The sequence below is a fragment of the Streptomyces sp. NPDC051020 genome, assembly GCF_040683105.1.
Taxonomy (GTDB): domain Bacteria; phylum Actinomycetota; class Actinomycetes; order Streptomycetales; family Streptomycetaceae; genus Streptomyces.
The window spans coordinates 1-21,080 of record NZ_JBFBCG010000102.1 but is presented as its reverse complement, the minus strand read 5'-3'; the positions used below and the strand labels follow the sequence as shown (position 1 = coordinate 21,080).

General features: G+C 69.0%; 17 protein-coding genes, 1 tRNA gene and 4 pseudogenes. 10 read left to right on the top strand and 12 right to left on the bottom strand.

All coding sequences use genetic code 11. The annotated features are described in order from the left end of the window. Positions 1–220: 220 nt before the first annotated feature. Both AB0N06_RS33795 and AB0N06_RS33790 read left to right on the top strand, forming a co-directional pair. Entirely contained in the window at positions 221–2,557 is a 2,337-nt protein-coding gene (locus AB0N06_RS33795; protein WP_366138511.1) for an SdrD B-like domain-containing protein, read from the top strand. Positions 2,558–2,860: 303 nt separating this feature from the next. Further along, positions 2,861–3,541 carry a hypothetical protein gene (locus AB0N06_RS33790; protein ID WP_366138513.1) on the top strand — a complete coding sequence of 227 codons (681 nt, stop codon included), beginning with the start codon at positions 2,861–2,863 and terminating at the stop codon, positions 3,539–3,541. Between the two features lie 7 nt (positions 3,542–3,548). Here AB0N06_RS33790 and AB0N06_RS33785 read toward each other — a convergent pair whose 3' ends face one another. Then, positions 3,549–4,889 (bottom strand): right-handed parallel beta-helix repeat-containing protein, encoded by a 1,341-nt coding sequence (locus tag AB0N06_RS33785; protein WP_366138510.1) that lies wholly within the window; start codon positions 4,887–4,889, stop codon positions 3,549–3,551. Between the two features lie 87 nt (positions 4,890–4,976). Here AB0N06_RS33785 and AB0N06_RS33780 point away from each other — a divergent pair, with 87 nt between their 5' ends. Together AB0N06_RS33780 and AB0N06_RS33775 are read left to right on the top strand one after the other, a co-directional pair. Continuing rightward, positions 4,977–6,131 (top strand): Dyp-type peroxidase, encoded by a 1,155-nt coding sequence (locus tag AB0N06_RS33780; RefSeq protein ID WP_366138509.1) that lies wholly within the window; start codon positions 4,977–4,979, stop codon positions 6,129–6,131. After that, positions 6,044–6,421 (top strand): tyrosine-type recombinase/integrase, encoded by a 378-nt coding sequence (locus AB0N06_RS33775; RefSeq protein WP_366138512.1) that lies wholly within the window; start codon positions 6,044–6,046, stop codon positions 6,419–6,421. Before AB0N06_RS33780 ends, AB0N06_RS33775 begins: the two co-directional genes overlap by 88 nt. Positions 6,422–6,474: 53 nt before the next feature. Here the strand turns inward: AB0N06_RS33775 and AB0N06_RS33770 are convergent. The 3 genes and pseudogenes from AB0N06_RS33770 to AB0N06_RS33760 form a co-directional block, all read right to left on the bottom strand. Continuing rightward, positions 6,475–6,565 (bottom strand) — tRNA-Ser (locus AB0N06_RS33770). Positions 6,566–7,029: 464 nt separating this feature from the next. Further along, positions 7,030–7,218: pseudogene (locus AB0N06_RS33765) on the bottom strand (SDR family NAD(P)-dependent oxidoreductase); the annotation flags it as partial. After that, positions 7,215–8,252 (bottom strand): nitronate monooxygenase, encoded by a 1,038-nt coding sequence (locus AB0N06_RS33760; protein WP_366138508.1) that lies wholly within the window; start codon positions 8,250–8,252, stop codon positions 7,215–7,217. The gene AB0N06_RS33760 and the pseudogene AB0N06_RS33765, both read right to left, overlap by 4 nt. Positions 8,253–8,636: 384 nt before the next feature. On the opposite strand from AB0N06_RS33760, the gene AB0N06_RS33755 reads away from it, so the two are divergent. From AB0N06_RS33755 to AB0N06_RS33745, 3 genes and pseudogenes are all read left to right on the top strand, one after another. Continuing rightward, positions 8,637–8,831: an SsgA family sporulation/cell division regulator gene (locus AB0N06_RS33755; protein WP_366138506.1), complete on the top strand. Its 195-nt coding sequence runs from the start codon at positions 8,637–8,639 to the stop codon at positions 8,829–8,831. A 55-nt stretch (positions 8,832–8,886) separates the two neighbouring features. After that, positions 8,887–9,051 (top strand): hypothetical protein, encoded by a 165-nt coding sequence (locus AB0N06_RS33750; protein WP_366138505.1) that lies wholly within the window; start codon positions 8,887–8,889, stop codon positions 9,049–9,051. A 492-nt stretch (positions 9,052–9,543) separates the two neighbouring features. Continuing rightward, a pseudogene (locus AB0N06_RS33745) lies at positions 9,544–10,851 on the top strand (NAD(P)/FAD-dependent oxidoreductase); the annotation flags it as partial. Between the two features lie 22 nt (positions 10,852–10,873). On the opposite strand, the gene AB0N06_RS33740 reads toward AB0N06_RS33745, so the two are convergent. The 3 genes from AB0N06_RS33740 to AB0N06_RS33730 all read right to left on the bottom strand — a co-directional run bounded on the left by AB0N06_RS33740 (position 10,874) and on the right by AB0N06_RS33730 (position 14,453). Then, complete coding sequence (locus AB0N06_RS33740; protein ID WP_366138504.1) at positions 10,874–11,131, bottom strand: transposase; 258 nt, start codon at positions 11,129–11,131, stop codon at positions 10,874–10,876. Between the two features lie 691 nt (positions 11,132–11,822). Then, positions 11,823–12,668: an alpha/beta hydrolase gene (locus AB0N06_RS33735; protein ID WP_366138503.1), complete on the bottom strand. Its 846-nt coding sequence runs from the start codon at positions 12,666–12,668 to the stop codon at positions 11,823–11,825. 840 nt (positions 12,669–13,508) lie between these two features. Next, positions 13,509–14,453, bottom strand: a complete 945-nt coding sequence (locus AB0N06_RS33730) for a LysR family transcriptional regulator (RefSeq protein ID WP_366138502.1) — start codon at positions 14,451–14,453, stop codon at positions 13,509–13,511. 80 nt (positions 14,454–14,533) lie between these two features. Here AB0N06_RS33730 and AB0N06_RS33725 point away from each other — a divergent pair, with 80 nt between their 5' ends. Together AB0N06_RS33725 and AB0N06_RS33720 are read left to right on the top strand one after the other, a co-directional pair. Continuing rightward, positions 14,534–15,472, top strand: coding sequence for a DMT family transporter (locus AB0N06_RS33725; protein ID WP_366138501.1), 939 nt, complete (start codon positions 14,534–14,536; stop codon positions 15,470–15,472). Continuing rightward, entirely contained in the window at positions 15,442–15,960 is a 519-nt protein-coding gene (locus AB0N06_RS33720) for a YbaK/EbsC family protein (RefSeq protein WP_366138500.1), read from the top strand. Before AB0N06_RS33725 ends, AB0N06_RS33720 begins: the two co-directional genes overlap by 31 nt. Before the next feature lie 74 nt (positions 15,961–16,034). Here the strand turns inward: AB0N06_RS33720 and AB0N06_RS33715 are convergent, their stop codons facing one another. The 5 genes and pseudogenes from AB0N06_RS33715 to AB0N06_RS33695 form a co-directional block, all read right to left on the bottom strand. Then, positions 16,035–16,226, bottom strand: a complete 192-nt coding sequence (locus tag AB0N06_RS33715) for a hypothetical protein (RefSeq protein WP_366138499.1) — start codon at positions 16,224–16,226, stop codon at positions 16,035–16,037. Between the two features lie 24 nt (positions 16,227–16,250). Then, positions 16,251–17,054 (bottom strand): family 1 encapsulin nanocompartment shell protein, encoded by an 804-nt coding sequence (locus AB0N06_RS33710; RefSeq protein WP_366138498.1) that lies wholly within the window; start codon positions 17,052–17,054, stop codon positions 16,251–16,253. 14 nt (positions 17,055–17,068) lie between these two features. Continuing rightward, a pseudogene (locus AB0N06_RS33705) lies at positions 17,069–17,275 on the bottom strand (peroxidase); the annotation flags it as partial. A 423-nt stretch (positions 17,276–17,698) separates the two neighbouring features. Continuing rightward, positions 17,699–18,310: a DJ-1/PfpI family protein gene (locus tag AB0N06_RS33700; protein WP_366138497.1), complete on the bottom strand. Its 612-nt coding sequence runs from the start codon at positions 18,308–18,310 to the stop codon at positions 17,699–17,701. 40 nt (positions 18,311–18,350) lie between these two features. After that, entirely contained in the window at positions 18,351–19,394 is a 1,044-nt protein-coding gene (locus tag AB0N06_RS33695; RefSeq protein WP_366138496.1) for an alcohol dehydrogenase catalytic domain-containing protein, read from the bottom strand. 586 nt (positions 19,395–19,980) lie between these two features. Here AB0N06_RS33695 and AB0N06_RS33690 point away from each other — a divergent pair. After that, positions 19,981–20,309 (top strand): annotated as a pseudogene (locus AB0N06_RS33690) (transposase); the annotation flags it as partial. Positions 20,310–21,080 lie beyond the last annotated feature (771 nt).

The following is a 21,080-nucleotide window of genomic DNA, read 5'->3' as shown; positions in this document are numbered from 1 at the left end:
AGCGGGTATTTCCTCGGGGCAGCCATGGTCACAGGTCCTCTCATGAGATCCATCTGACCAGCCGTCACATCCGTCCGCATCTCGGGGGAACCTCATCTGGACACTTGTTCAGCCGCTGGCGCGCACGGGTCTATCTGTTCTCTTACTGGTAGGCGGTGCCGTCGGAGCGACGGCTGGACCGGCCGCTGCTTCGACCGCCGACGGCACGCTGACGGTTGAGGTGCTGCGCGACTTCTTGGGCACCGGCGTGATCAACACGACGATGGACGTGCCGCAGCGGGGCATGAAGGTGGAGATCTCCGACCCCGCCGGGCACGACGTCACCGGCATCACGGATGCCACTGGAAAAGTCGTGGTGTCGCGGTCGACGGTGCTGAGCGGCGGCCAATACCGCGTCGACGTCAGCATCCCGGCACCGTACAGCGACTATCTGCGGGCGGCGCCCGCGTCGACGGCGGAGAACCACTTCGACAGCTTCACGTCGTTCGTGGATGTGTCGGGCGGAAAGGACGCCTCGGTGGTGACGGGGGTGTGGGACCCGGCCGACTACACACTGCCGGACTCGCGGTATTTCGTACCGGTCCACAACGGCGCCAACGGAACCGACACTCGGGCATTGGTGGCGTTCGGGACGAAGACCCGAGGCACGTGTCCCACGGATGTGACGTGCCTGGCCACGCAGGACCAGGTGGGCACGACGTTCGGGTTGGCGTACGACAAGTACCGGAGCCGTCTGTTCCAGGGCGCGTTCGCCCGCCGGTACGCCCCGTACGGGCCGAAGGGCGCCGGCGCGATCTACACGGTGCCGGTCAGCGGCTCGGGTGCGCCGGAGCTGTTCGCGCGGGTGCCGGGCGCTGCGGTGACGCCGCACGACTCCGCCGACATGAACAAGGATCCCGGGTTCATCGACGCGGCGGGCAAGGAGAGCATCGGCGGCCTGGCCCTGTCGGAGGACGGCTCCACGCTGTACGCGGTGAACCTGCTGACCCGCAGCCTGGTGAGCTTCGACGCGACCGGGGCCACCGCCTCGGTGCCCGAGGCGACGGTGCGGATCCCGGACCCGGGGTGCGCGAGTCCCGGCGACTGGCGGCCGTTCGGTCTCGAGGTCCACAACAACACGCTGTACGTCGGCGGTGTGTGCAGCGCGGAGAGCACACAGCAGCGCGCGGACCTGAAAGCCGTCGTCTACACCTATGACGGCAAGCGGTTCACCACGGTGCTGACCCACGCGCTCAGCTACAAGCGGGGCAGTGTCTTCGGTTCCAGCGACAAGTCCACCCACTGGAACCCGTGGAACACCAGCCTGGCCACGTGGGACGAACGGAAGACGAGCGGCGCCTTCATCGATCCGCAGCCGGAGCTGGCATCCCTTGCCTTCGGCCGCGACGGTTCGATGATCCTGGGTTTCCGCGACCGGTTCATGGACGTGCTCAGTTGGGGAGGGAAGGACCCCCGCCCGGGGATCGACACACTGGAAAGCGGCATGTCCGGTGGTGACATCACCATGGTCTGCGCCACTCCCACCGGTGAATACCAGTGGGAAGGCACCGGGAGTTGCCCCAACCACGCCACCCCCGCCAACAATGGCGGCCAGGCCGCCGATGTCGTCGAATACTTCCCGGGCGACTCTTACGCCAACGCGCACCAGGAGACCGCGCTGGGGTCGGTCGCCTATATCCCGCAGCAGCAGTGGGTCGTCAGCACGGAGTTCGACCCGGTCGTCAACGTCGCGACCTCGGGGACCGGGTACTACGACATCACGACCGGTCAGGGCCCGGGCAACAACCCAACCGCCAACGGGTTCCAGTTCGTCAGCCGGGAACAAGGCGGGTTCGGCAAGGCCGGCGGGCTCGGTGACATCGCGTACGCGGCGGCGAACGCGCCGATCCAGATCGGTAACCTCGTGTGGTTCGACGGCGACCACAACGGGATCCAGGACCCGGCGGAAGTGCTGCTGCCGGGGGCGACGATCAACCTGCTGGACGCGGACGGCAAGCAGGTCGCCACGACCAGGACCGATGCCGCCGGCGAATACTATTTCGGTGGTGTCGGCGCCGCGTACCAGCTCACGCCGGGTGCGAAATACACGGTGCAGTTCGACGTGTGTACCGCGGACACCAGCAAGGTGCCCGGCCAACCCCCGGCAAGCGAGCTGCGGTTCACGCTCCCGCGAGCCGGTGCCAACCGTGCGCATGACTCCAATGTGACCCCGCCGACCACCGGGCAGTTGTGCAGCGGCTCCGCGCTTGTCACGGCGCCGGACAAGCCGGGCGGCGTCGATCACACGATCGACGCCGGGGTGTACATCCCGAAGGTAACGCCGACCCCGAGCCCGACCTCGACCCCGAGCCCGACCCCGAGCTCGCCACCGGCCTCTACGCCGCCGTCGCCCGCGCCCCCTGCCAACCACCCGGCCCCGGACGGTGGGAGCAAGGGTTGGCTGGCGCACACCGGTATGTCCGGGCTGCCACAGATGATCGCCTTCGTCGGTCTGCTGGTGAGTGCGGGCCTGGTCATCGCGTTCATGAGCCGGAAGCGTCGCGCCCAGAAACACTGAAACGAACCGAACAACAGTGATCTGCCTGCCCGCGGTCCGGATGGCGCGGTCGGGCAGATCACATCTCGGCCGGTCCACGAGGGCCGGCCTTGACGTCGTCTGTCACTGGACCGCCGAGTGTCGCCGCGACCGCACTGCGGCCCAGCAGTGTGGCGATCGAGAGGGTGAACTAGAAGAGTGTCAGCGTCGAGCCGCGTGCGGAGCGTGAGAATCCAGCAAGCGATACCGGGCCGTGCGGCTGACCGGCGCCGATGGCTGCGGCCACGCTGGGCGGCAGCCGTCATCGGCACAGCGGCCGTCGCGGTGGCCGCGTTCCTGGTCATCGGCGGCGGCTCCGGCCCCAGCGGTCCGCGCGCACTGACTTCGGACGAGGCGAACCGGCTGGCGATCACACGGTTCCGCAACTACGAGGCGCACGGCCGCGCGGTGACGATCACTGTGCCAGGCACCGCCGGCGGGCTGATCGTCAGCGGGTCCGTCGACTACCAAGGCAAGCTCGGTTACGGCGTGGTCCACGGCACCGGGCGCGACACATCCAGCGACGGGCTGATCGAGTGGACGGCCACCTCGGTGTTCGTCCACCCGACGGCGAACGCCCCGGCGCACGCACCCGCGTCGCCGCCCCGCTCGGGCTGGTACGGCCGTCCGCTGCAGTCGTCCGGCAGCTCGCTGGACACATCGCTGGCCATCGCACTCAGTCTCGGCAGCGACCGGCCGGACAACGCCGAACTGCTGCCGCAGAATGGCGCCGCCTGGTGGGGACGAGACCAGGTGGACGGGCATCGGGTGGACGTCATGACCGGGCCGTCCTCCCGTGACCGCTCCGGTACGGCGGGCAACGTGCGCTACTGGGTCGGCTCTGACGGCACCATGTACCGGGTCCGCGTCAGTGTGGGTTCCGAATCGCAGCCAGTGGTCATCGCTTTCGACACCCAGAAGTACGTTCCGGTCAAGCCGGTACCCGGAGTCACCCCGACCCGGTAGCCGCTGTTCAGGACGTCTGCACCCGCGCGTTCGCGGCCAGCAGGGACGCCGACGGCAGCGGGATGCCTGCCGTCTTCGGCAGAGTCGGAACGGCCGGGACAGCGGTGGCGCCCGTAGTGACGGCGTTGGGGAACTGCGGCTGCGGACCAGGCGCCGCGACCTCGGTGAACGGGATGCCACCGGGTGCCGTCGGCATCGCCCACCGGCCGGTCGGCGAGGGCGACCTGGCCGGAAGCGGGCAGGACGCGGTTGTCGCCAGCCGGGCGGGCACTGTGGTTCGCAGATCGTTGCCGCGCAGGCAGTTGCCCCGTCCCCGCGTGGCGGTGGGGAACATCCAGCCGACGTCGACACCGTTGCCGGTGAACGTGTTGTCCACGATCTGGTTGCCGACCGGAGGTAGGTCGGCGGTTGCGGTGATCACCAGCCCGGCGTTGCTGTTGTCGGCGATACGGTTGCGGATGAACTGGTTGTCGCTGCCGCCGTCGATGCCGATGCCGGTGCCCCACCCGCCGTCGGCCTGCACCGGGGTGGCCGCCTGATGGTTGGCAGCGATCAGATTGCCCGCGATGACGGCGCCCTGCTGCGGGAGCAGTTTCTCCTGGTGGTCGGAGTTGGTGGTGAGTCCGACCCGGTTGCCGACCAGGCGGTTGCCGACCACGTACATGTCTCCGCCGGCGTTCGTGCCTTCGTAACCGACCGCGTTGAGTTCGGCGATGTTGTCCCGCACCACGATGTGACAGGGCTTGCACTGTCCGACGTAGATCCCCGAGTCGGCCCCGCCCGACGCGTACGAATGCTCGATGACACCGTTCTGTGCGGAGAACGCGTAGATGCCGTACAGCCCGTTGCGGGTCGCGGTCACATACGAGACCAGGAACGACTTCAGGAAGGTGACGGGCTCATCGCCGGTGTCGTAGCCGCCGCTTTGCCCCGGCAGCCCGGCGGCCGCCTTCGCCGAACCGGTGACCAGGACCCCGTTCTGCGTGTTGTTCTCCACGGTCAGGTTCTCCACGGCCACCCCGGGCGCCGCGACGACGACACCGTTCGGCTGCTGCAACCGCCCGTCGATGACGACCTTGTCCCGGGACGCGCCGCGAAGAGTGACGCGCGCCGTGTCGATCCTCACCGACTCGTGGTACACGCCCGGAGCGACCAACACCAGGTCACCGGGGTGAGCGAGAGACACCGCAGCCGAGATCGTCGGGGCATCGGCAGGCACTCGGATCGTCACATGCGCACCGGCCGGTCGCCGGCCTTTGCCCGACCCGCCATCGCCATCGCCGCAGCCGACCACAAGTGTCAGCGTGCCCAGTACCGCCGCCAACACACGAAGAGCTAATCGAGGCATGGCCCCAGTCTGGCATGAAGCCCAATTCCACGCCAAAATCGGAAGATTGACCCGCATGCGCGATTCGGGTGTGGCACTCTGCACACCATGCACCAAGCCGATCACCCGTCGCGCCGCACGTTCCTCGATGTCGTCGGCGCCATGGTGGCCGCCGGTCTGACCGCCGGGTGCACATCGGACTCCGCCCAGCCAGGCCGGCACGCTCCTTCCGCAGCGGCCAGGCCCGTGACGGTTCCGGCGGCGGGCCGACACCAGGCAGGCGTCACGCTCCCCCAGCCGGCTCAGCGCAACTTGCTGGCCGTGGTGGCCGACCTCGGTGCCGCCGTGGCTCCCGGCCCGTTACTGGCCGAACTCGGCCAGGCCATCCGCACCCTCATCGCAGGGGCCGACCAGCGGCTGCTGGGCCCGCCGCCGGGCGACCTCACCGTGACCGTCGGCGTGGGCCCGCGGCTGGTGCGCATGGCCGGTGCCTCGCTGCCCGGCGCGAACGACCTCCCGCGATTCTCCCGCGAGCGGATCGACCCGCGAGCACGCGGCGGTGACCTGCTGATACAGATCTGCGCCAGCGACGCGCTGCTCCTACCGGTCGTCGCCGCCGCGCTCCTGGACCAGGCCGGTGACCGCATCCACGAACGCTGGCGGCAGTCCGCACGCCGCGGTGCGAACGTGCCGCTCGACAACGGCCTTACCGCGCCACGAAACCCGCTCGGTTTCATCGATGGCATCGTGGGCCCGCACACGGCCGCCGAACAACAACGCGACCTGTGGCTGGCCGGGCCCCCTGCGGTCGCCGGCGGCACCCTTGCCGTACTGCGGCGCATGGAACTCGACCTGCCGCGGTTCGCCGCCCTGTCCGTAGCCGAGCAGGAAGCGGTCTTCGGGCGGCGCCGGGCCAGCGGCGTCCCTCTCTCCGGCGGCACCGTCGCCTCGGGCCCGGAACTCGGCGCCAAAACACCGGATGGTCGCTATCTCGTCCCGGCGAACGCCCACGTGCGCAGGGCGAACCCGGCCGTGGTCGGTGCCGGCCTCATGCTCCGCCGCTCCTACAGCACCGACGAGCCCGCCCCCGGCCTGCTCTTCATCAGCTTCCAGAACGACCTGCGGACCTTCACCGCCACCCTCACCCACATGGACACCTCCGACGCACTGCTGCAATTCACCACCACAACCGCCAGCGCGACATTTCTGATCCTCCCCGGCTTCGACCGACAGCACCCGCTCGGTTCCCAGCTGTTCGGCTGATCACGCCGTGCCCGCCGCTTCGGCCTGACCAGGCGGCTGACTGGCAGCGGCTCGGACCAGGAGGGAGCCGGGAGCCGGCTCCCCGATTCGCGCGGCACGGCTGCGCCACGCTGCTGACGGCGGCCGGTGCCCCGCCGCGGGTCATCATGGAGATCCTCGGGCACAGCCGGATCAGCATCACGATGGACGTGTACACGATGGACGTGTATACGCACGTCGTGCACGACACTCAGCGGGAGGCGATCAGCCACATGGACCGGCTGCTCAAACGCCGCCTGCCTGTCGCCTGAGGGCGACTGCCGTCAAAACGGCCCCGACCGTGGTCGGTCCGGGCCGTTTTGCCTGGTGCCCCGGGCAGGACTCGAACCTGCGACACCCGCTTGAGGAGTTTTCTCTGGGCGGGCTGTGACCTGCGGAAACATCGGCAGCGGGGCATCTGGCCTGCGGAAACACACCCCCCGTAGTTCTCACGTGTTCATGGCGTTTCCCGGCCTCATGTGTGCCGAATCTGTTCTGGCCGGGTGGCCACCGAGAGGCGGCCAGCGGCCCGCCCGGTAACAGGAGGTGCGAACCGTGGTCTGGGCAGGGGCCGGCGCTGGGTGAGCCGGTGGCATGCGACAGACGAAGCCGCGTGCCATCAGTTCAGTTATGTCGCTTGTCCGGTGCCGCTGTTGCTATCTCGTCTTGACGGTCAAGTCCCAGGTCAAGCTGGGTGAATGACCGTGTGGTGCTGGAACGGTCCTGTTGTTGCGGGAGTTGCCCCGACGACTGCGTTGTTGCTTGGGCGGTACGGGGCTCCGAGAGGGTCTGTGGCACGTCGTTCACGGTGGGGCCGGGGCGATGGGTTCTGCCCCGGCCCTGATCAGTGCTACTACGGTTCGGCTGAGCTGGTGGTGAAGCGTTCGGCGGTCGAGGCCTCGCTGATGTCCCCGCGGACGGTGACGATATCGGGATCTCGGGACTCGGCGATGGTGCGGGAGGACGCCACGACCCGGTATCCGAGGTCGCGGTAGGCGTCCACCAGTGCGGCTCCGATGCCTTGTGACGCGCCGGTGATGACGGCGGCCTTCTGATTCGGGAAAGTCATCGCGACGCCTCGTCACGCGCGGTGGCCGACCGGGTCAGTACCCTTTCCGCCTGGTCCATCATGTCGCGCACGATTTCCCCGGCCGGCTTGATCTCGTGGATCAGGCCGACGCCCTGCCCCATCAACCAGGGCATCTCCTCCCAATCGGCCTCGGTCTCGGGAATCGGAGGCAGCACGTTGAACTTGCGGAGCACGATCTCTTCACCCTGGAACACAGTGGTACCGACCTGCTCGAGCGAATCGCGTGTGGCCGGCACCTGATCCACCCGGTCGTTCCATTCGGCCACCACACGGTCGTGCTGAACCCGCATCGGGTTGAGGTCCGGCCATTCCGGGCCAAAGACCGATGTGAGAATGGTGCCTTCCCCACGAGAAGCGATCAGCCGGCGGTGGTGCTCGGGATGCACGTGCGCCTCGGCGGAGGCGACCAACCGGGTTCCGACCCACACACCGGCGGCGCCCAGACACAGCGCCGCGGCGACCTGGCGGCCGTCGGTGATCCCCCCTGCCGCGAGAACCGGTACCCGATCTCCCACGGCGTCGACGACAGCGGGCAGACCGACCATGGTGGGCAGCCCGCCGAAATTGTGGCCACCGGCTTCCCAGCCTTGGTTCACGACGACTTCCACGCCGTCGTCGACCGCGCGCACGGCGGCTTCGACCGAACCCACCTGCTCCCACACCGACACTCCGGCCGCGCGCAACTGCTGGATCTGTTCGGTCGGCGGGTGTCCCCAGTGGAAGGAGACGATCGGTACGCGTTCCTCGGCACAGATGCGGACCTGTTCGGTGGTGTCGAAGTACGAGATCAGGTTGATGTTGAACGGGGCCGCCCCGACCCGCTGCCGGATCTCGGCGATGATGCGACGAAGTTCGTCCGTGGGAAGGAGTGCGGCACCCACCGCGCCGATCCCCCCGGCCGCGGTGACAGCCACCGCCAAATCTGCGGTGCCGCCCGCGAAAGCCATTCCGGCGCAGGCGAATGGATACGCGACAGCGAACTTCTCGGTGAACTGGGTGGACAGAACCCCCATGGTCTCTTCCTCTCGGGTTCGGGTGATGGGGCCTCAGCCTCGCACGGAAATCGAGATCGACGGCCGGTTCAGCACTGAGCGTCGTCGGTTCCTGGGCATTGCGGCTGCCGGCGCCGCAGTGGCCGCTCAGGTCGGCCTTTCCGGCCGGGCCCACGCGGCAACAACCGGGACGGCGGCGTCCGGCACCACAATGCTGCCTGGTGTTCCGCTCGGCTCCACAGCCCCGACCGACAGCAGCGTCCGCCCGTACCGGATCAAGGTGCAGGGCTACGGGGTGTGGGGCGGACTCACCGAGTCCGATCGATTCCGCGAGTGCCGCAGACCCCCGGCGACGCCCTCCCGCGCCGGACCGGCGACCACCATCTCCCGTCTGCGGTTGACATCGTGGAGCAACCCCTGTTTCTGCACCTGATCCTGGAGGGCGACCAGAAGTTCCCCTTGCCCGCTCGGTTGGTCTACGACGCGTGCCAGCCCTTCACGGCCCGCTTGGACCTCAGCCACGGCGACGTGGTCATCAGTTCGTGGTTGTTCGCCCGCGACCTGCTCCAGGCCGGCCTCCGTGTGCCGTCCGGAGGGTGACGTACTGGTGCGGCCAGTGCATCGATCCTCCAAACACTCCGGGGGATACGCCCGCATGTGCATCTCGTTGTGCGGCCTTGATATGGTCGCCTGCCGCGAAGGCCCCGCTCTCCCGGTCCAGCAGTGGCTGGACCGGACCTGGGTCGCTGTCCCGCCGGGGACGGAGGGCACAAGGCTGGACTTGGACGCGGCGCTCGCGCAACTGCTCGGCGACGGCTGACAGTCGTGCCGTCGGGCTCCGCAGGGGCACGGACGCGCGCCGGCCCCCGGACGAAGAGGGGGCATCGGTGTGGCCCCCGTCCTGAGGACGCTTGGTCTCCGTAGCCGGCACCATCCGCCGAGACAACACGCACTACTCGTCCAGCACCAACCCTCCCGCTACTGCGTTCCCCACGACATCAGTGAGTCGTGAGGTGAGGCCTCCCGAGTCCCACGGCTATGACATGCCGGACGTGGTGCGTGAGGACTACCTCGCCGCGTATGCGGGTGAGCGGTTCGCCGGCCAGCTGCCCTGCGTGCGCGCGTACCCGGCGGAGTTGCCGGTGCTGAGCGAGCTGCTGCCCTCCCTGCAGACGCGGTTCAGATCATCACCACCTGGTGGCAGGCCAACTGAACCCCACCCAGGACCGACCGCCGCCCCCCTTCCCGCATCTCGTCGGCATCTCGCCGTAACGCGAAGAGGCAAGGCCCCGACCGCTGACAACGACAGGAGCTGTATGAAAGGAGTGAGACTTCCACTGCCTACGACGTGATAGTCATCGGTGCGGGCCCGGTCGGTTCGAACGTGGCCGACCGTACGCGCGCCGCCGGGCTCAGCACGGTCATCGTGGAACGTGAACTTCTGGGTGGTGAATGCTCGTTCTGGGCGTGTGAGCCGAGCAAGGCGCTGCTGCGACCTGTCGTGGCGCGATCCGAGGCGCTCGGCGTGCCCGGACTGAGCAAGGTGGCGGCCGCGCCGCTGGACGTCGACGCGGTTCTGGCGCACCGGGACAGGATGGCGGCCTACTGGAAGGACGAGGACCAGGTCGACTGGCTGGAGGAGATATCCGTGGATCTCCTTCGCGGGCACGGCCGCCTCGACGGCCCCCGGCAGGTGAGCGTGCACACCCCCGAGGGCGATGTGGTCCACCTCACCGCACGTCATGCGGTGGTGGTGTCGACGGGTACCAGCGCCGCCCTACCGGAGATACCCGGTATCGACTCCGCACACGTGTGGACCAGCCGCGAGGCCACAAGCGCCAAGCGCGTGCCCGCACGGCTGGCCGTGGTGGGCGGCGGGGTCGTGGCCGTGGAGATGGCCACGGCGTGGTGAGGGCTCGGGTCGCAGGTGACCATGCTGGTCCGCGAAGAGGAACTGTTGCCAAGGCTTGAGCCGTTCGCTGGAGAGATGGTCGCCGACGCCCTGCGCGAAGCCGGCGTCGGCATCCGGTTCGGCGTCGAGGTGGCTGCGCTCACCCGGGACGGCGGTGCGGCGGGCGAGGTGGGGATCACGCTCGCCGACCACAGCGAACTGGCCGCCGACGAGATCCTGTTCGCCACGGGGCGCGCGCCTCGGACCACGGGTCTCGGCCTGGAGACGGTGGGTCTGGTTCCGGGCGGCTGGCTCACCGTGGACGACACCTTCCGGGTGATCGACGTCGCCGACGGCTGGCTTTACGCGGTGGGCGATGTGAATCACCGTGCGCTGCTGACTCACCAAGGCAAGTATCAGGCCCGGATCGCCGGCGCGGTGATCGGCGCCCGCGCGAAGGGAGAGCCAGTCGACGACGCTCCCTGGGGTGTTCACGTGGCGACCGCGGACAGCGTGGCTGTGCCGCAGGTGGTCTTCACCGATCCGGAGGTCGCGTCGGTAGGCCTGACCACACGCGAGGCGGAGCGGACCGGGCGCAAGGTGGACGTGGTCGACTACGACATCGCGCGGGTCGCCGGCGCGCAGCAGCACGTTCTCGGCTACCGCGGCAAGGCGCGGATGCTGGTCGACGCGGACCGCGGCACGGTGGTCGGCGTCACCTTCGTCGGCGGTCGAAGCCCACCGGCACGGTCTATTGGGCCGCGATCTGGTCGGTCAGCACCAGCGGGCGCAGGGTGTGCGGCGTCGTACGGGCGGCGTCCCTGATCACCGCGGCGTTCGTGGCGTCGGACTTCGCCTTGCCCGGACGCCGGTCGGCGATCGGCCGCATGGCCAGGCCCGGCAGGCAGGTGACCTCGCAGCCTGCGTCCGGGGAGACTGTGAGCGGGGTGCGACGGGCGTGGGCTGGTCCACGATCACCAGGACGGTGTCGATGCCTCCCCGCGAGCATGCCGAAGACGGCCAGCTGCCTCGGCTCGCCGTGGGGCAGCTGCCCGGCGAAGACCTCCTTGGCGACCGGAGTCGGTCCGTGTCCGTACGGGCGGTCCTGCCGACCTGCAGGCAGAGGAACACGCCCGTGTCGACGATGCCGAACAGCGTGTTGCTTCAAAGGTGTTGAGTGCGCGCCGGTCCTGGCGGTGGTTGCACACATCCACGCCATGCAGTCATGCCGCTCGTGAGCTGTCCGGCACGACGTCGGACCGGGCATTGACCCGGACCTCGCATCAGCACCTCCGGCGGCACCCCTCGGGCCCGGTGAGCGGCAGGGAGACTACATTCGGATGCTGCGGTCATCTGCCCCCCGATTGGCCTGCGCGGGGAACTCCGGTCCTCTCTGCGCCGGCCCGTGCGTGCTCGATGTCTTCCCGGCGCCCCCTCGGGCAGCGCCCCCGCTGAGCAAGCGTGAACAGGACGTGTCGATGCGGGGTATCGCCTGACAGGCCGGCAGATCGGGGGCCGGTCGTGGTCCGGCCGTCGAAACGTCCTCTGCCGCAGGCGCGGCGAGGGCAGTCCGGGCGTCGGCCGTTCTCTACGGCCGCGGGTTCGCCTCCGTGTGCGTGGTGGCGAACTCGTTCACCTCGGTGGCCGAGCCGCCGAACGCCGTGGCTCGTGGCCGGGGCGGGGTGGCGCGGTGGTGTGGGTCACCGGGTGGTGGTGTGGGCGGCCTGTTCGACGACGCGGGTGACGGCGCCGGGGTGGGTGAGGGGTGCGGCGTGGGAGGAGTTGATCTCAGTGGTGTGGGCGTGGGCGCGCTGGGCCATGTAGCGCTGTTCGTCGGGGTTTATGGCGTGGTCCTGGGTGGTGATCAGGTCCCAGGAGGGGATGGTCTTCCAGGCGGCCTCGGTGGGCTTCTCGTCGAAGACGGAAGCGGAGACGGGGCGCTGCGTGACGGCCGCCAGGTCGGTGAGCGAGGTGGGGGCGTCGGCGGCGAAGACCTCGTGGAACTTGTCGGCCTTGACGTAGAGGTCGGTGCCGGTGCCGCCGCCGGGCAGGGGGTAAGGCACGGGGTTGAGGGCGGCGCCGAGGTTGGTCGCGGGGAACTTGCTGTTGAGGGCTGTCACGGTCTCGCCCTTGTCCTGGGCGAAAGCGGCGATGTAGACGAGGGCCTTGACGTCCGGGTCGCCGGCGGCGGCCTGGCTGATCACGGAGCCGCCGTAGGAGTGGCCCACCAGCACGACGGGTCCCTTGACGTTCTTGAGGACGCTGTTGATGTAGGTGGCGTCGCTCGCCAGTCCGCGCAGCGGGTTGGCCGGGGCGAGGACCGGATAGCCGTCGCGCTGCAGGCGCTTGATCACGCTGTTCCAGCTGGAGGCGTCCACGAATGCGCCATGGACGAGTACGACCGTGGGCTTCTGGGACGGATCACCGGCTGTTGCGCCATGTGCCGTCGGCGCCGTGACGGACAGCGCGAGTGCCGCGGCACCCGCGGCAGCGACGAGAACGGCGGCGGACTTGCGGGGGTGACGGGCGAGGGTCTTCGCGATCACGGTGAGTCTCCTTGAGACGTGGCTGGTTTGGGCCTCGGTGGGCCTGTGGGTCGTGGTTCGCAGGGCGGGAGGCCTCTTCTAAAATGACCGGTCGTCTTACGCTTGTCAAGCGGAGCCGTCTGGATGGATGGGCCCGGCGGCTGGCGTGGAAGGGCGTGGGCTGGTCACGCCTGCGGGCGCGGGCGTTGTGTCGCTGGTGGGTGTGGCTGCGGCCGCAACGCCGATGGCGCACTGGGCGACAGGGGAGTGCAACTGCGATCCCCGGCAGTCGACTTGGCGTGTGTCTTGGGTGCGACTGCGCGAGGGCTGCGGGTGTGGGGGAGATCCGGGTTCGACCGCACCAGGGTTGGCCTAGATGGGACTTGCGCACAGCGGTTCGGGCAAGCGGTGGCAGTTGCTGTCCGCGAAGCGTCTGCTTTGGATTCACCTTGCCTCAGGTGCCGGGCACACGCTCATTGCGGGCGGGCTCGACGCTGCGTCAGGTAGTTCTCGGCCCGCGGGCCTTGGCGGGTCTGTTGCGGAGGGAGGCGCGGTGGATGCGTGTGCTGGCGCTCAGCCCTGGCGGGCCTTCATCTCTAAAATGACCGGTCATCTTACCGGTAGGACGGCCTGAAGGCCGGGGCATCCCAGGAGGAACCCGGTGAGAGTGAGGAGCCACTGCCTGGACAGCACAGGACAGGACCGAACGGCCCACTGACCGGACAGCATGCCCCGGGGACGAAATGGAGTCCCTGGCGGCCCCATCCTTCGCGCTCTGCGTACCGGTCGAACCGGGAGAAGGGCGAATCGATGTCGTGGTCGTGCAGGGCGCTGATGCTGACCGCCAAGTCCTTCTCGGTTTCATGCGGTTGCGGAGCTGTCAGCATCGGGGTGAGAGGCGTGGGTCTCTTGGCTTTGGATCTCTGCGGCGGCGCGGTGCAGCTCGGCGAGGACGGTTCGGACGGCCCGTCGTGCGGTGCGTTCCGGCCGGTGGAGGACGTCGATGCGGCGTCGGGCGTGGACCGCGCCCAGCGGCCGCAGGACGACGTTCGGGTGCTCGCGGGCTGTCCAGCGTGGCATCAGCGCCAGGCCGCCGCCGGCGGCTACGGCCTCGGCGGCTACGGCGAATTCGTTGATGCGGTGGGCGATGTCGAGGCGGCGGTTGGCGACACTGGCGATGGCTTCGATGGTGGACATGAGCGGGAAGCCGTCGTGGACGGTGATCCAGGGCTGGTCGGCCACGTCTTTTGGAAAGAGCAGCGTTTTGGAGGCCAGCGGGTGACCGGTCGGCATGGCGACATCGAGTGGCTCTCGCAGCAGGGTGCTGGCGGTGACGGTGCGAGGCCAGGGCGGGCCGTGGTCGAGGCGGTGGGCGAGAACGAGGTCGTACTCACGTGTGAGGGCGGGGGAGTGGTCCTGGGCGACATCTTCGTCGGCGAGAGCCAGTCGTGGGTGGCCCGGCCCGGCGAGGCTGCGCAGAAGCAGAGGGAAGAACGCGGAGGCCGCGCTGTGGAACGCCGCCAGTGAGACGTCGCCGTCGGGCTGCTCGGCGAAGTCGGTGATGGTGTGTCGTGCCCGGGCCAGGGCTGTCTCCACCTCGATGGCCGCGCGGGCCAGGGTTTGCCCGGCTTCGGTCAGCACCACCCGGCGCCCGGCGCGCTCGGTGAGCGGGAGGGGGATGGAGCGCTGCAATAGGCGCAATTGTTGGGAGATCGCGGACGGCGTCACGTGCAGTGCCTCGGCGACCGCGCTGACACTGCCCAGTTCTCCCAGTTCCCGCAGGATTTGAAGTTGCCGCTCATCCATGCGAAAAGTGTAGGACAGCTACAGCTTCGCTTTAGAAGCTGGTGCTGGTCTTCAACCTCCTGGTGGTGCAGCGTGGGGGCATGCCTGCTGCACGCCGTATCGATGTAGTGCTGTTCCTGATCGCGCTGGTCTGGGGTTCCAGCTACCTGGCGGCCAAGACGGTCACCGGCGCCCTCCCGGTTACCGCCGTGCTGTTCGCCAGGTACGCGATCTCCGCGCTCGCGTGCGCAGGCTTGGTCGCCTCCCGTCGCCGGGTGCGCCGCTGGACCCGCACAGAGGTACGTGCCGGGTCGCTGCTGGGCGTCACGCAGGCAGCCGTTCTGGTGCTGGAGACCTACGGGGTTGCGCACACAAGTGCCGCGAATGCCGGGTTGATCATCAGCCTGACCATTGTGCTGACGCCGCTGCTGGACCGGACCGCGAGAAGCCGCAGACTGCCCTGGACGTTCTTCGTCGCGGCCGGCCTGTGCGTGCTGGCCGTCGGGCTGCTTACCTCCAGCACCGGGCTGCACGCGCTACGGCTCGGTGATGCCCTGGTGCTCGCCGCCGCGGTCGTACGGGCCGGGCACGTCGCGCTGGTGGGACGGCTCACGGCCCGCCGCCCCATGGACTCGCTCCACCTGACGACCGTCCAGACCGTCGTCGGCTCGGCGTTGTTCCTGGCGCCCGCCCTCACTTACCTGCCCGACCTGGCCCACAGCAGCGCCACCACATGGTCGCAGCTGATCTATCTCGCGCTGTTCTGCAGCGTGTTTGCTTTCCTTGCGCAGACCTGGGCCGTACAACGCACCTCCGCCAGTCGGGCCAGCCTGCTGCTGGGATCCGAACCGATCTGGGCCGTCGCGATCGGGATCAGTCTCGGCGGCGAACGGCTTACCGTGTGGGCCTCCCTCGGCGCCGTGCTCATGATCGCCGGAACGTACTGGGGCCAGGCCATCGAACGAACCCACCGCACCACCACCGCCGAAACCGTGGAAGAGGACAGAACATGCCCCACCCCGACACCTACCAGCGTCTGATCGCCCTGCTCGACACCACCCACACCGCCTACCGGCTCATCGACCACGAGCCGGACGGCACCACGGAGTCGGTCAGTGCCCTGCGCGGTCACCCCGTGTCCCGCGCAGCCAAGTGCATCATCCTCAGAGTCAAGACCGACCGGCGCACCACCCGCCACGTGCTCGCGGTCGTCCCCGGCGACCGGCGCGTCGACCTGGACGCCGTCCGCCAACTGTTCGACGCCCGTTACGCCGGATTCAGCGACGCGGCGACCGCCGAACGACTGGCCCACGCCGTCCCCGGCACGGTCCTCCCCTTCGCGTTCGATCCCGATCTCGAACTCGTCGCCGACCCTGAGCTCATCACCCGGCCACAGCTCTACTTCAACGCCGCCCGCCTCGACCGATCCGTCGTCATCTCTGGTGCCGATTACGTCCGGCTCGCCCAGCCGCGGATCGAACGCATCGCCACCCCCGACGGTGTCGGCGCCCAAGCACCCCGGAGGTGAGGCGCATCTCAAGACTGCTCTGACCTCGGCCGTGGGCATGGATCTGCGCGGTTGCCCCGTGCCCGCGATGGCCGTCACACGGGGCGCCGGCGTACGACGGTCAGAAGTGCCCCGCCGCAGCTTCCGGCAACGCGCGGCTGGACTCGCTGGTCGTCACCGTACCCACCGGCGTCGACGCCGAGCCGGGCGACGGCACGGCCGTGGACGGCGACGCCTTGGAACACGACGAAGACGTGGAGTCGATGCCGGCGGACATCAAGGCTCATCCGGGCAACGTCAGCCTCAACTCGCTACTGGGCGGGGCCGATTGCAGCAACAGCCTCGTCGGTGTGGACGAGGAAGGTCAACGACTCCTGGAAGAAGAGCTCGACGCTGTCCGCGTCGTGTGAGAGGTAGCCGATCGACAGGTCCTGGCCGAGCTGGAGGGTGAAGTCGCCGCCACGGCCGGACACGAGGAAAGCGCCGTCGATCGCGGGCGCCCAGACGACCTCCCCGTCCAGCTGCCGCCGCAGGTGCTCGTGGATCGGGTACCCGTGATCCGAGGTCTCGCTCACCACGGTGAACGCATCGGCGCTGAGAGCCGGCGTGTAGGGGCCGTCAACGCCGGCCAGCCGCAGTGCGCTGACGGCCTGGCTGACCACGTTCGGGTATTCACGCGGGTCCGCGGGCAGGGCGAGCGATTGGTTGCGGGCGGCGTGGCGCAGGCCTGTGACGCCGGCTGCCTGGTAGCCCTCGAACACGACCCGGTCCTCGGCGAAGGCGGCCTGCCGGGCAGCCTCCTTGACCGGGCCCCAGTCAGGGTCCTTCGCGCCGCGGGCCACGTCGTCCACCTGGCGACGGTCCACGGTGAACGGCACACGCAACTCCACCACCGGCTGCGTGCGCCGCAGCCGAGCCTGGACGCCGGCGGCAGGGGCCTCGATGATGTCCACCTGGCCGGTGTTGACGGCGGCCAACTCCAGCCCGGCCGCCTCGGGTACGTCCACGATGCGCCGGCCCGCGACATGGCGGGTGAAGGTACGTCGGGCCTCCTGCTCCATGTCGGCCCAGGCGGCCGAGGAGATCGGGGCGAGATCGCGGTGCAGATTGTCCATGATGTGCCGGGCTCCTAGCGGTTGTTGAGGTTTCCGACGCCGAGCGAGCCGTCGGACCCGGCCGCCGGTTCGTCCTGGTCGTTGCCGGCTGCCAGATCCTCGAGGAAGTCGGCGGTCGGCACGTGGAAGAGCGTCCCGGTGACCGGGGTGGAGAAGTCGAGGATCCGGTCGTGGCTGAAGGTCCCGTCGCCGAGGAACATGTGACGGAGCATTTGGCCAGTCCGGCGGGTGAGGGAGGAGCAGGCCCTGGCGGTCTGTCAGTCTGCCCGGTACGCGCTCGTGGGAGGGGGAGAAGAAAACGTCGGAGTCCATTCCTCGGCAGGCGGTTTGGTGCTGCCACTCCCAGCGCTCCAGCAAGGACTTCACGGTCAGTTTCCGTCGGACCTCTGCATGTCGAGGCCGGCCGCAGTCACGCAGCGATGGGCGTCTGCCCTGAGCGTGCGCCTGGCGGCTGGGACGTTGCGTCGGTCGAGTGACTGACCACGTCCGTCGCGCCCAGCACGAGTGGGACGGCTCCGCGAAGTTCGTGCGGTAGCCGGTTGGGGGCGCGCCTGAAGTCGGGCGGAAATGAAAACGGTCCGCCGGCTAAGCCGACGGAACGTCATCAAGCGGTGCAGAGCGGGACGGCGATGCGGGTGGCCCGCTCAGTGGTGGGCGGGTTGGCCGGTGTGGATGGCGTGCAGGGCACGTTCGACGGTCTCGTGGTTCTCGCCGACGGGGGCGACGTAGTCGAGGACGGCGCGTGCGGCGTCCACGCCGAGGGTGCGGGTGATGATCCAGGTGGCGAGGTACTGGGAGGCCAGGCAGCCGCCTGCGGTGGCGATGTTGCCTTCTGCGTGGAACGGGGTTTCCAGCACTGTGAGGCCGCAGGCCTCGACGAAGGGCCGGCTGGTGCGGTCGGTGCAGGCCGGCATGCCGGCCAGCAGCCCGAGACGGGCCAGGACCAGCGCGCCGGAGCACTGCGAGCCGATCAGCTGCCGTGAAGGGTCGAGCGGGAGCATCGCGATCAGCCGGTCGTCCGCGACCACGTCGCGGGTCTTGATGCCGCTGCCGATCAGCACGACGTCGGCGTCGGCCGCGAACTCGATCGGGCGCTGCCCGGTCACCTCCACACCGTTCATCGACGTGATCATCGGCGTCGGCGTCGTGATGAACGCCTCCAGACCGTCCTTTCGGCACCGGTTGATCAACGCCGAGGCGATGAAACTGTCCAACTCGTTGAAACCGTCGAACGTGACCACTGCTACCTGCTGCATCACAACTCCCTCGCGTCTGGCATGAGATGATGAAAACCGTTCAGCGGCCGGTGGTGACGACCATGCGGAACCGGGCTCGGCCGGAGGTCATCTTCGCCACCGCCTGAGCGGTCTCCTCCAGTGGCACCTCCTCGGTCCAGGCCCGCACCCCCGTCTGGGCTGCGAAGCGCAGCGTGTCCTGGGTGTCGACCGCGGTGCCCGAGGAGTGGGCGTAGACCTTCCGGTCGCCCCTGAGCAACTGTCGGACAGTCAGCTGCAGCGGCTCGGATCCGATGCCGACGATGATGAGTTCGCCCGGACGGCTGAGCCCGTCGATGGTCGCTGCCATGGCGTCCGCGTTGGTGGCGGTGGCCAGGACGACCTTCGCGCCGCCGAACTGCTGCAGCGCTTCGGCGACGTCGCCTTCGGTGCTGTCGATGTAGTGTGCGGCGCCGAGCTCGAGCGCGAGCGCCTTCTTCTTCGCGCCGCGAGCGATCGCGACGGTGCGGAAACCCATCTTCTGGGCGAACTGCACGCCCAGATGGCCCAGGCCGCCGAGTCCGAGGACGGCGACGGTGTCTCCGGGGCACGCGGCGGAACGGCGCAGGGCGTTGAACACGGTCACGCCCGCGCAGGCCAGCGGTGCCGCCTCGGTGGCGGTGAGCTCGCCCGGGACGGCCGCCAGTGCGACTGCGGGGACGATGACGGAGTCGGCGTATCCGCCCGGGTAGGCGACACCGGGGATCGCGAGCCGGGGGCAGTGCACGGCGTCACCCGACCGGCATGCGTCGCAGTATCCGCAGCTGCCTCCGTACCAGCCCACGGCGACCCGGTCGCCGACCTGCCAGGCCTCCACGCCGTCGCCGAGCGCGTCGATGCGGCCGGCGATCTCGTGGCCCGGCGTGATCGGGAAGGTGCTGCCGGGCAGCTTGCCGCTGGCGATGAGCAGGTCGGAGTGGCACACGCCGCACGCCTCCACCGTGATCCGTACCGCGCCCGGACCGGGTTCCCGCGGGGCGACTTCGGCCAGCACGGGGGCTGCGTCCGGCGCCGTGATCTGGACCGCGCGGAGCGCGCCGGTCTTGGCGCCGGGGGAGGTGGTCATGAGCGTGTCCCTTCGTCGTACGGAGCGCGGGTGCTCAAGGGCACGGCCCCTGGGTCTCCCGGCGGTCTTCGGGAGATCGATCTGCTGAAGCGCGGTCCGGCGGGTGCAGGTGCCCGGCGACGTTTCGGGGGGTGTGTCGCCGGACAGCCGCAGCGCACCCGGGGCATACGCCCGAACTGCAGCGGGTGGCCCTTCCAGGATTTAATGTGACCGGTCGTTTTGTCAATATCGCCATCCGCGACAGCTATTGGGCCGATGACTCAATGACGCCTGCAGGCCTGCCACTTGGCCGTTGCGTCTGCGGGTTCCGGTGACCGCTCGCGGCCGCAGCGGTCGCCGCCGTCAGGGGCGGCACGGCGAAGTCGTCGATGAAGGGGTCGCCGTTGAGGCCCTCGGCCTCGGTGATGACGTCGCCGATGCGGCCTTCGAGTAGGTGGTCGGTGTAGAGCAGGGGCTCGACCGTCGAGCAATGCTCAAGACTTGTGGATCGGTTCCGGGAGGAACGCAGAGGGCGTACCTTCCCGAATGATCCCGTGATGGTCATCGAGTAGGCCGACGTTGCAGCGTCGGTCGGGAAGGCACGCCCGTGCTCACCGTAGTCAACGCCGACGGTTCCACGCGAGACGGCTCCCTGCTGGACGAGATCGTCCGCGAGGCGCAAGGCGGATGCTTGCCGCCGCGCTGGAAGCCGAAGTCAACGCCTACATCTCTGAGTTGGCCGAGGAGAGGGATGAGATGGGGCGCCGGCTGGTGGTCCGCAACGGTCATCACCAGCCGCGGAAGGTCACCACCGCAGCCGGCGTGATCGAGGTCAAGGCCCCGCGCGTGAACGACCGGCGCATCGACGAGGCGACCGGCGAGCGCAAGCGGTTCTCCTCGGCGATCCTGCCGCCCTGGTGCCGCCAGTCCCCGAAGACCGATGGCCGCCTTGGGGTAGGACTTCTCGGCGAAGAACGTGAGCACGCCCATGCCGATGCCGACGCCCATGGCTATGAAGAGGATCAGCGCGGCGCGCTGCGACAAGAGCACCGGCTTCCCGGCGGGCGCCGCTCCGGGCGTGCTGGGGTGGATCAGGGTGTGCGGATGCAGGGCAGTGCGCGTCCCGAGACATCGGGATTCTCCTAGAAGGTGGAGGAACAGAGACGGCGGACACTTGTCGTGGTGTCGTCCGCGTGGGGGTGGTGCGCGCCTCGCGGTCGGCGGTCCTGCTGCTCTCTGCCTGAGAGCGTCCCTGTGGGGTTTCCGCCGTGGCCCAGGGTGGTGTGTTCAGCGTGGCGGCGATTGACGTGGGTGTTGCCCTGGGTGTCTGGCGGGTGATCATCGGTACTGCCTTCGGGGTGAGTTCGGGTGAGCGAGCGGGGCAGTGGCAGGGCTCAGGTGTTTGCGTCTCGTCCTCCCGGGATCGGCTTCTTCACCCCGCAGGGCCCAAAGCCAGCACCCGGACAGCAGCGACCGGAAGGAAAGATCCCGAGACACGACGAAGGCCCGGACGCCTGGTCCGGGCCTTGCTCTGTCGAAAGACGTCTAGTGCGGTGACCACGAATGTTCGCCGGGTCTGGTGACACGCCGGTCGATGTTCGCAGAGATTGAACCCGGATCCACCGGCTTGATGCCCGTGGATAGTGCTTCCGGAATCGAAGAAGTGCCTTGCGACCTGCGATGATGGGGTTTCTCTAGGACCACATC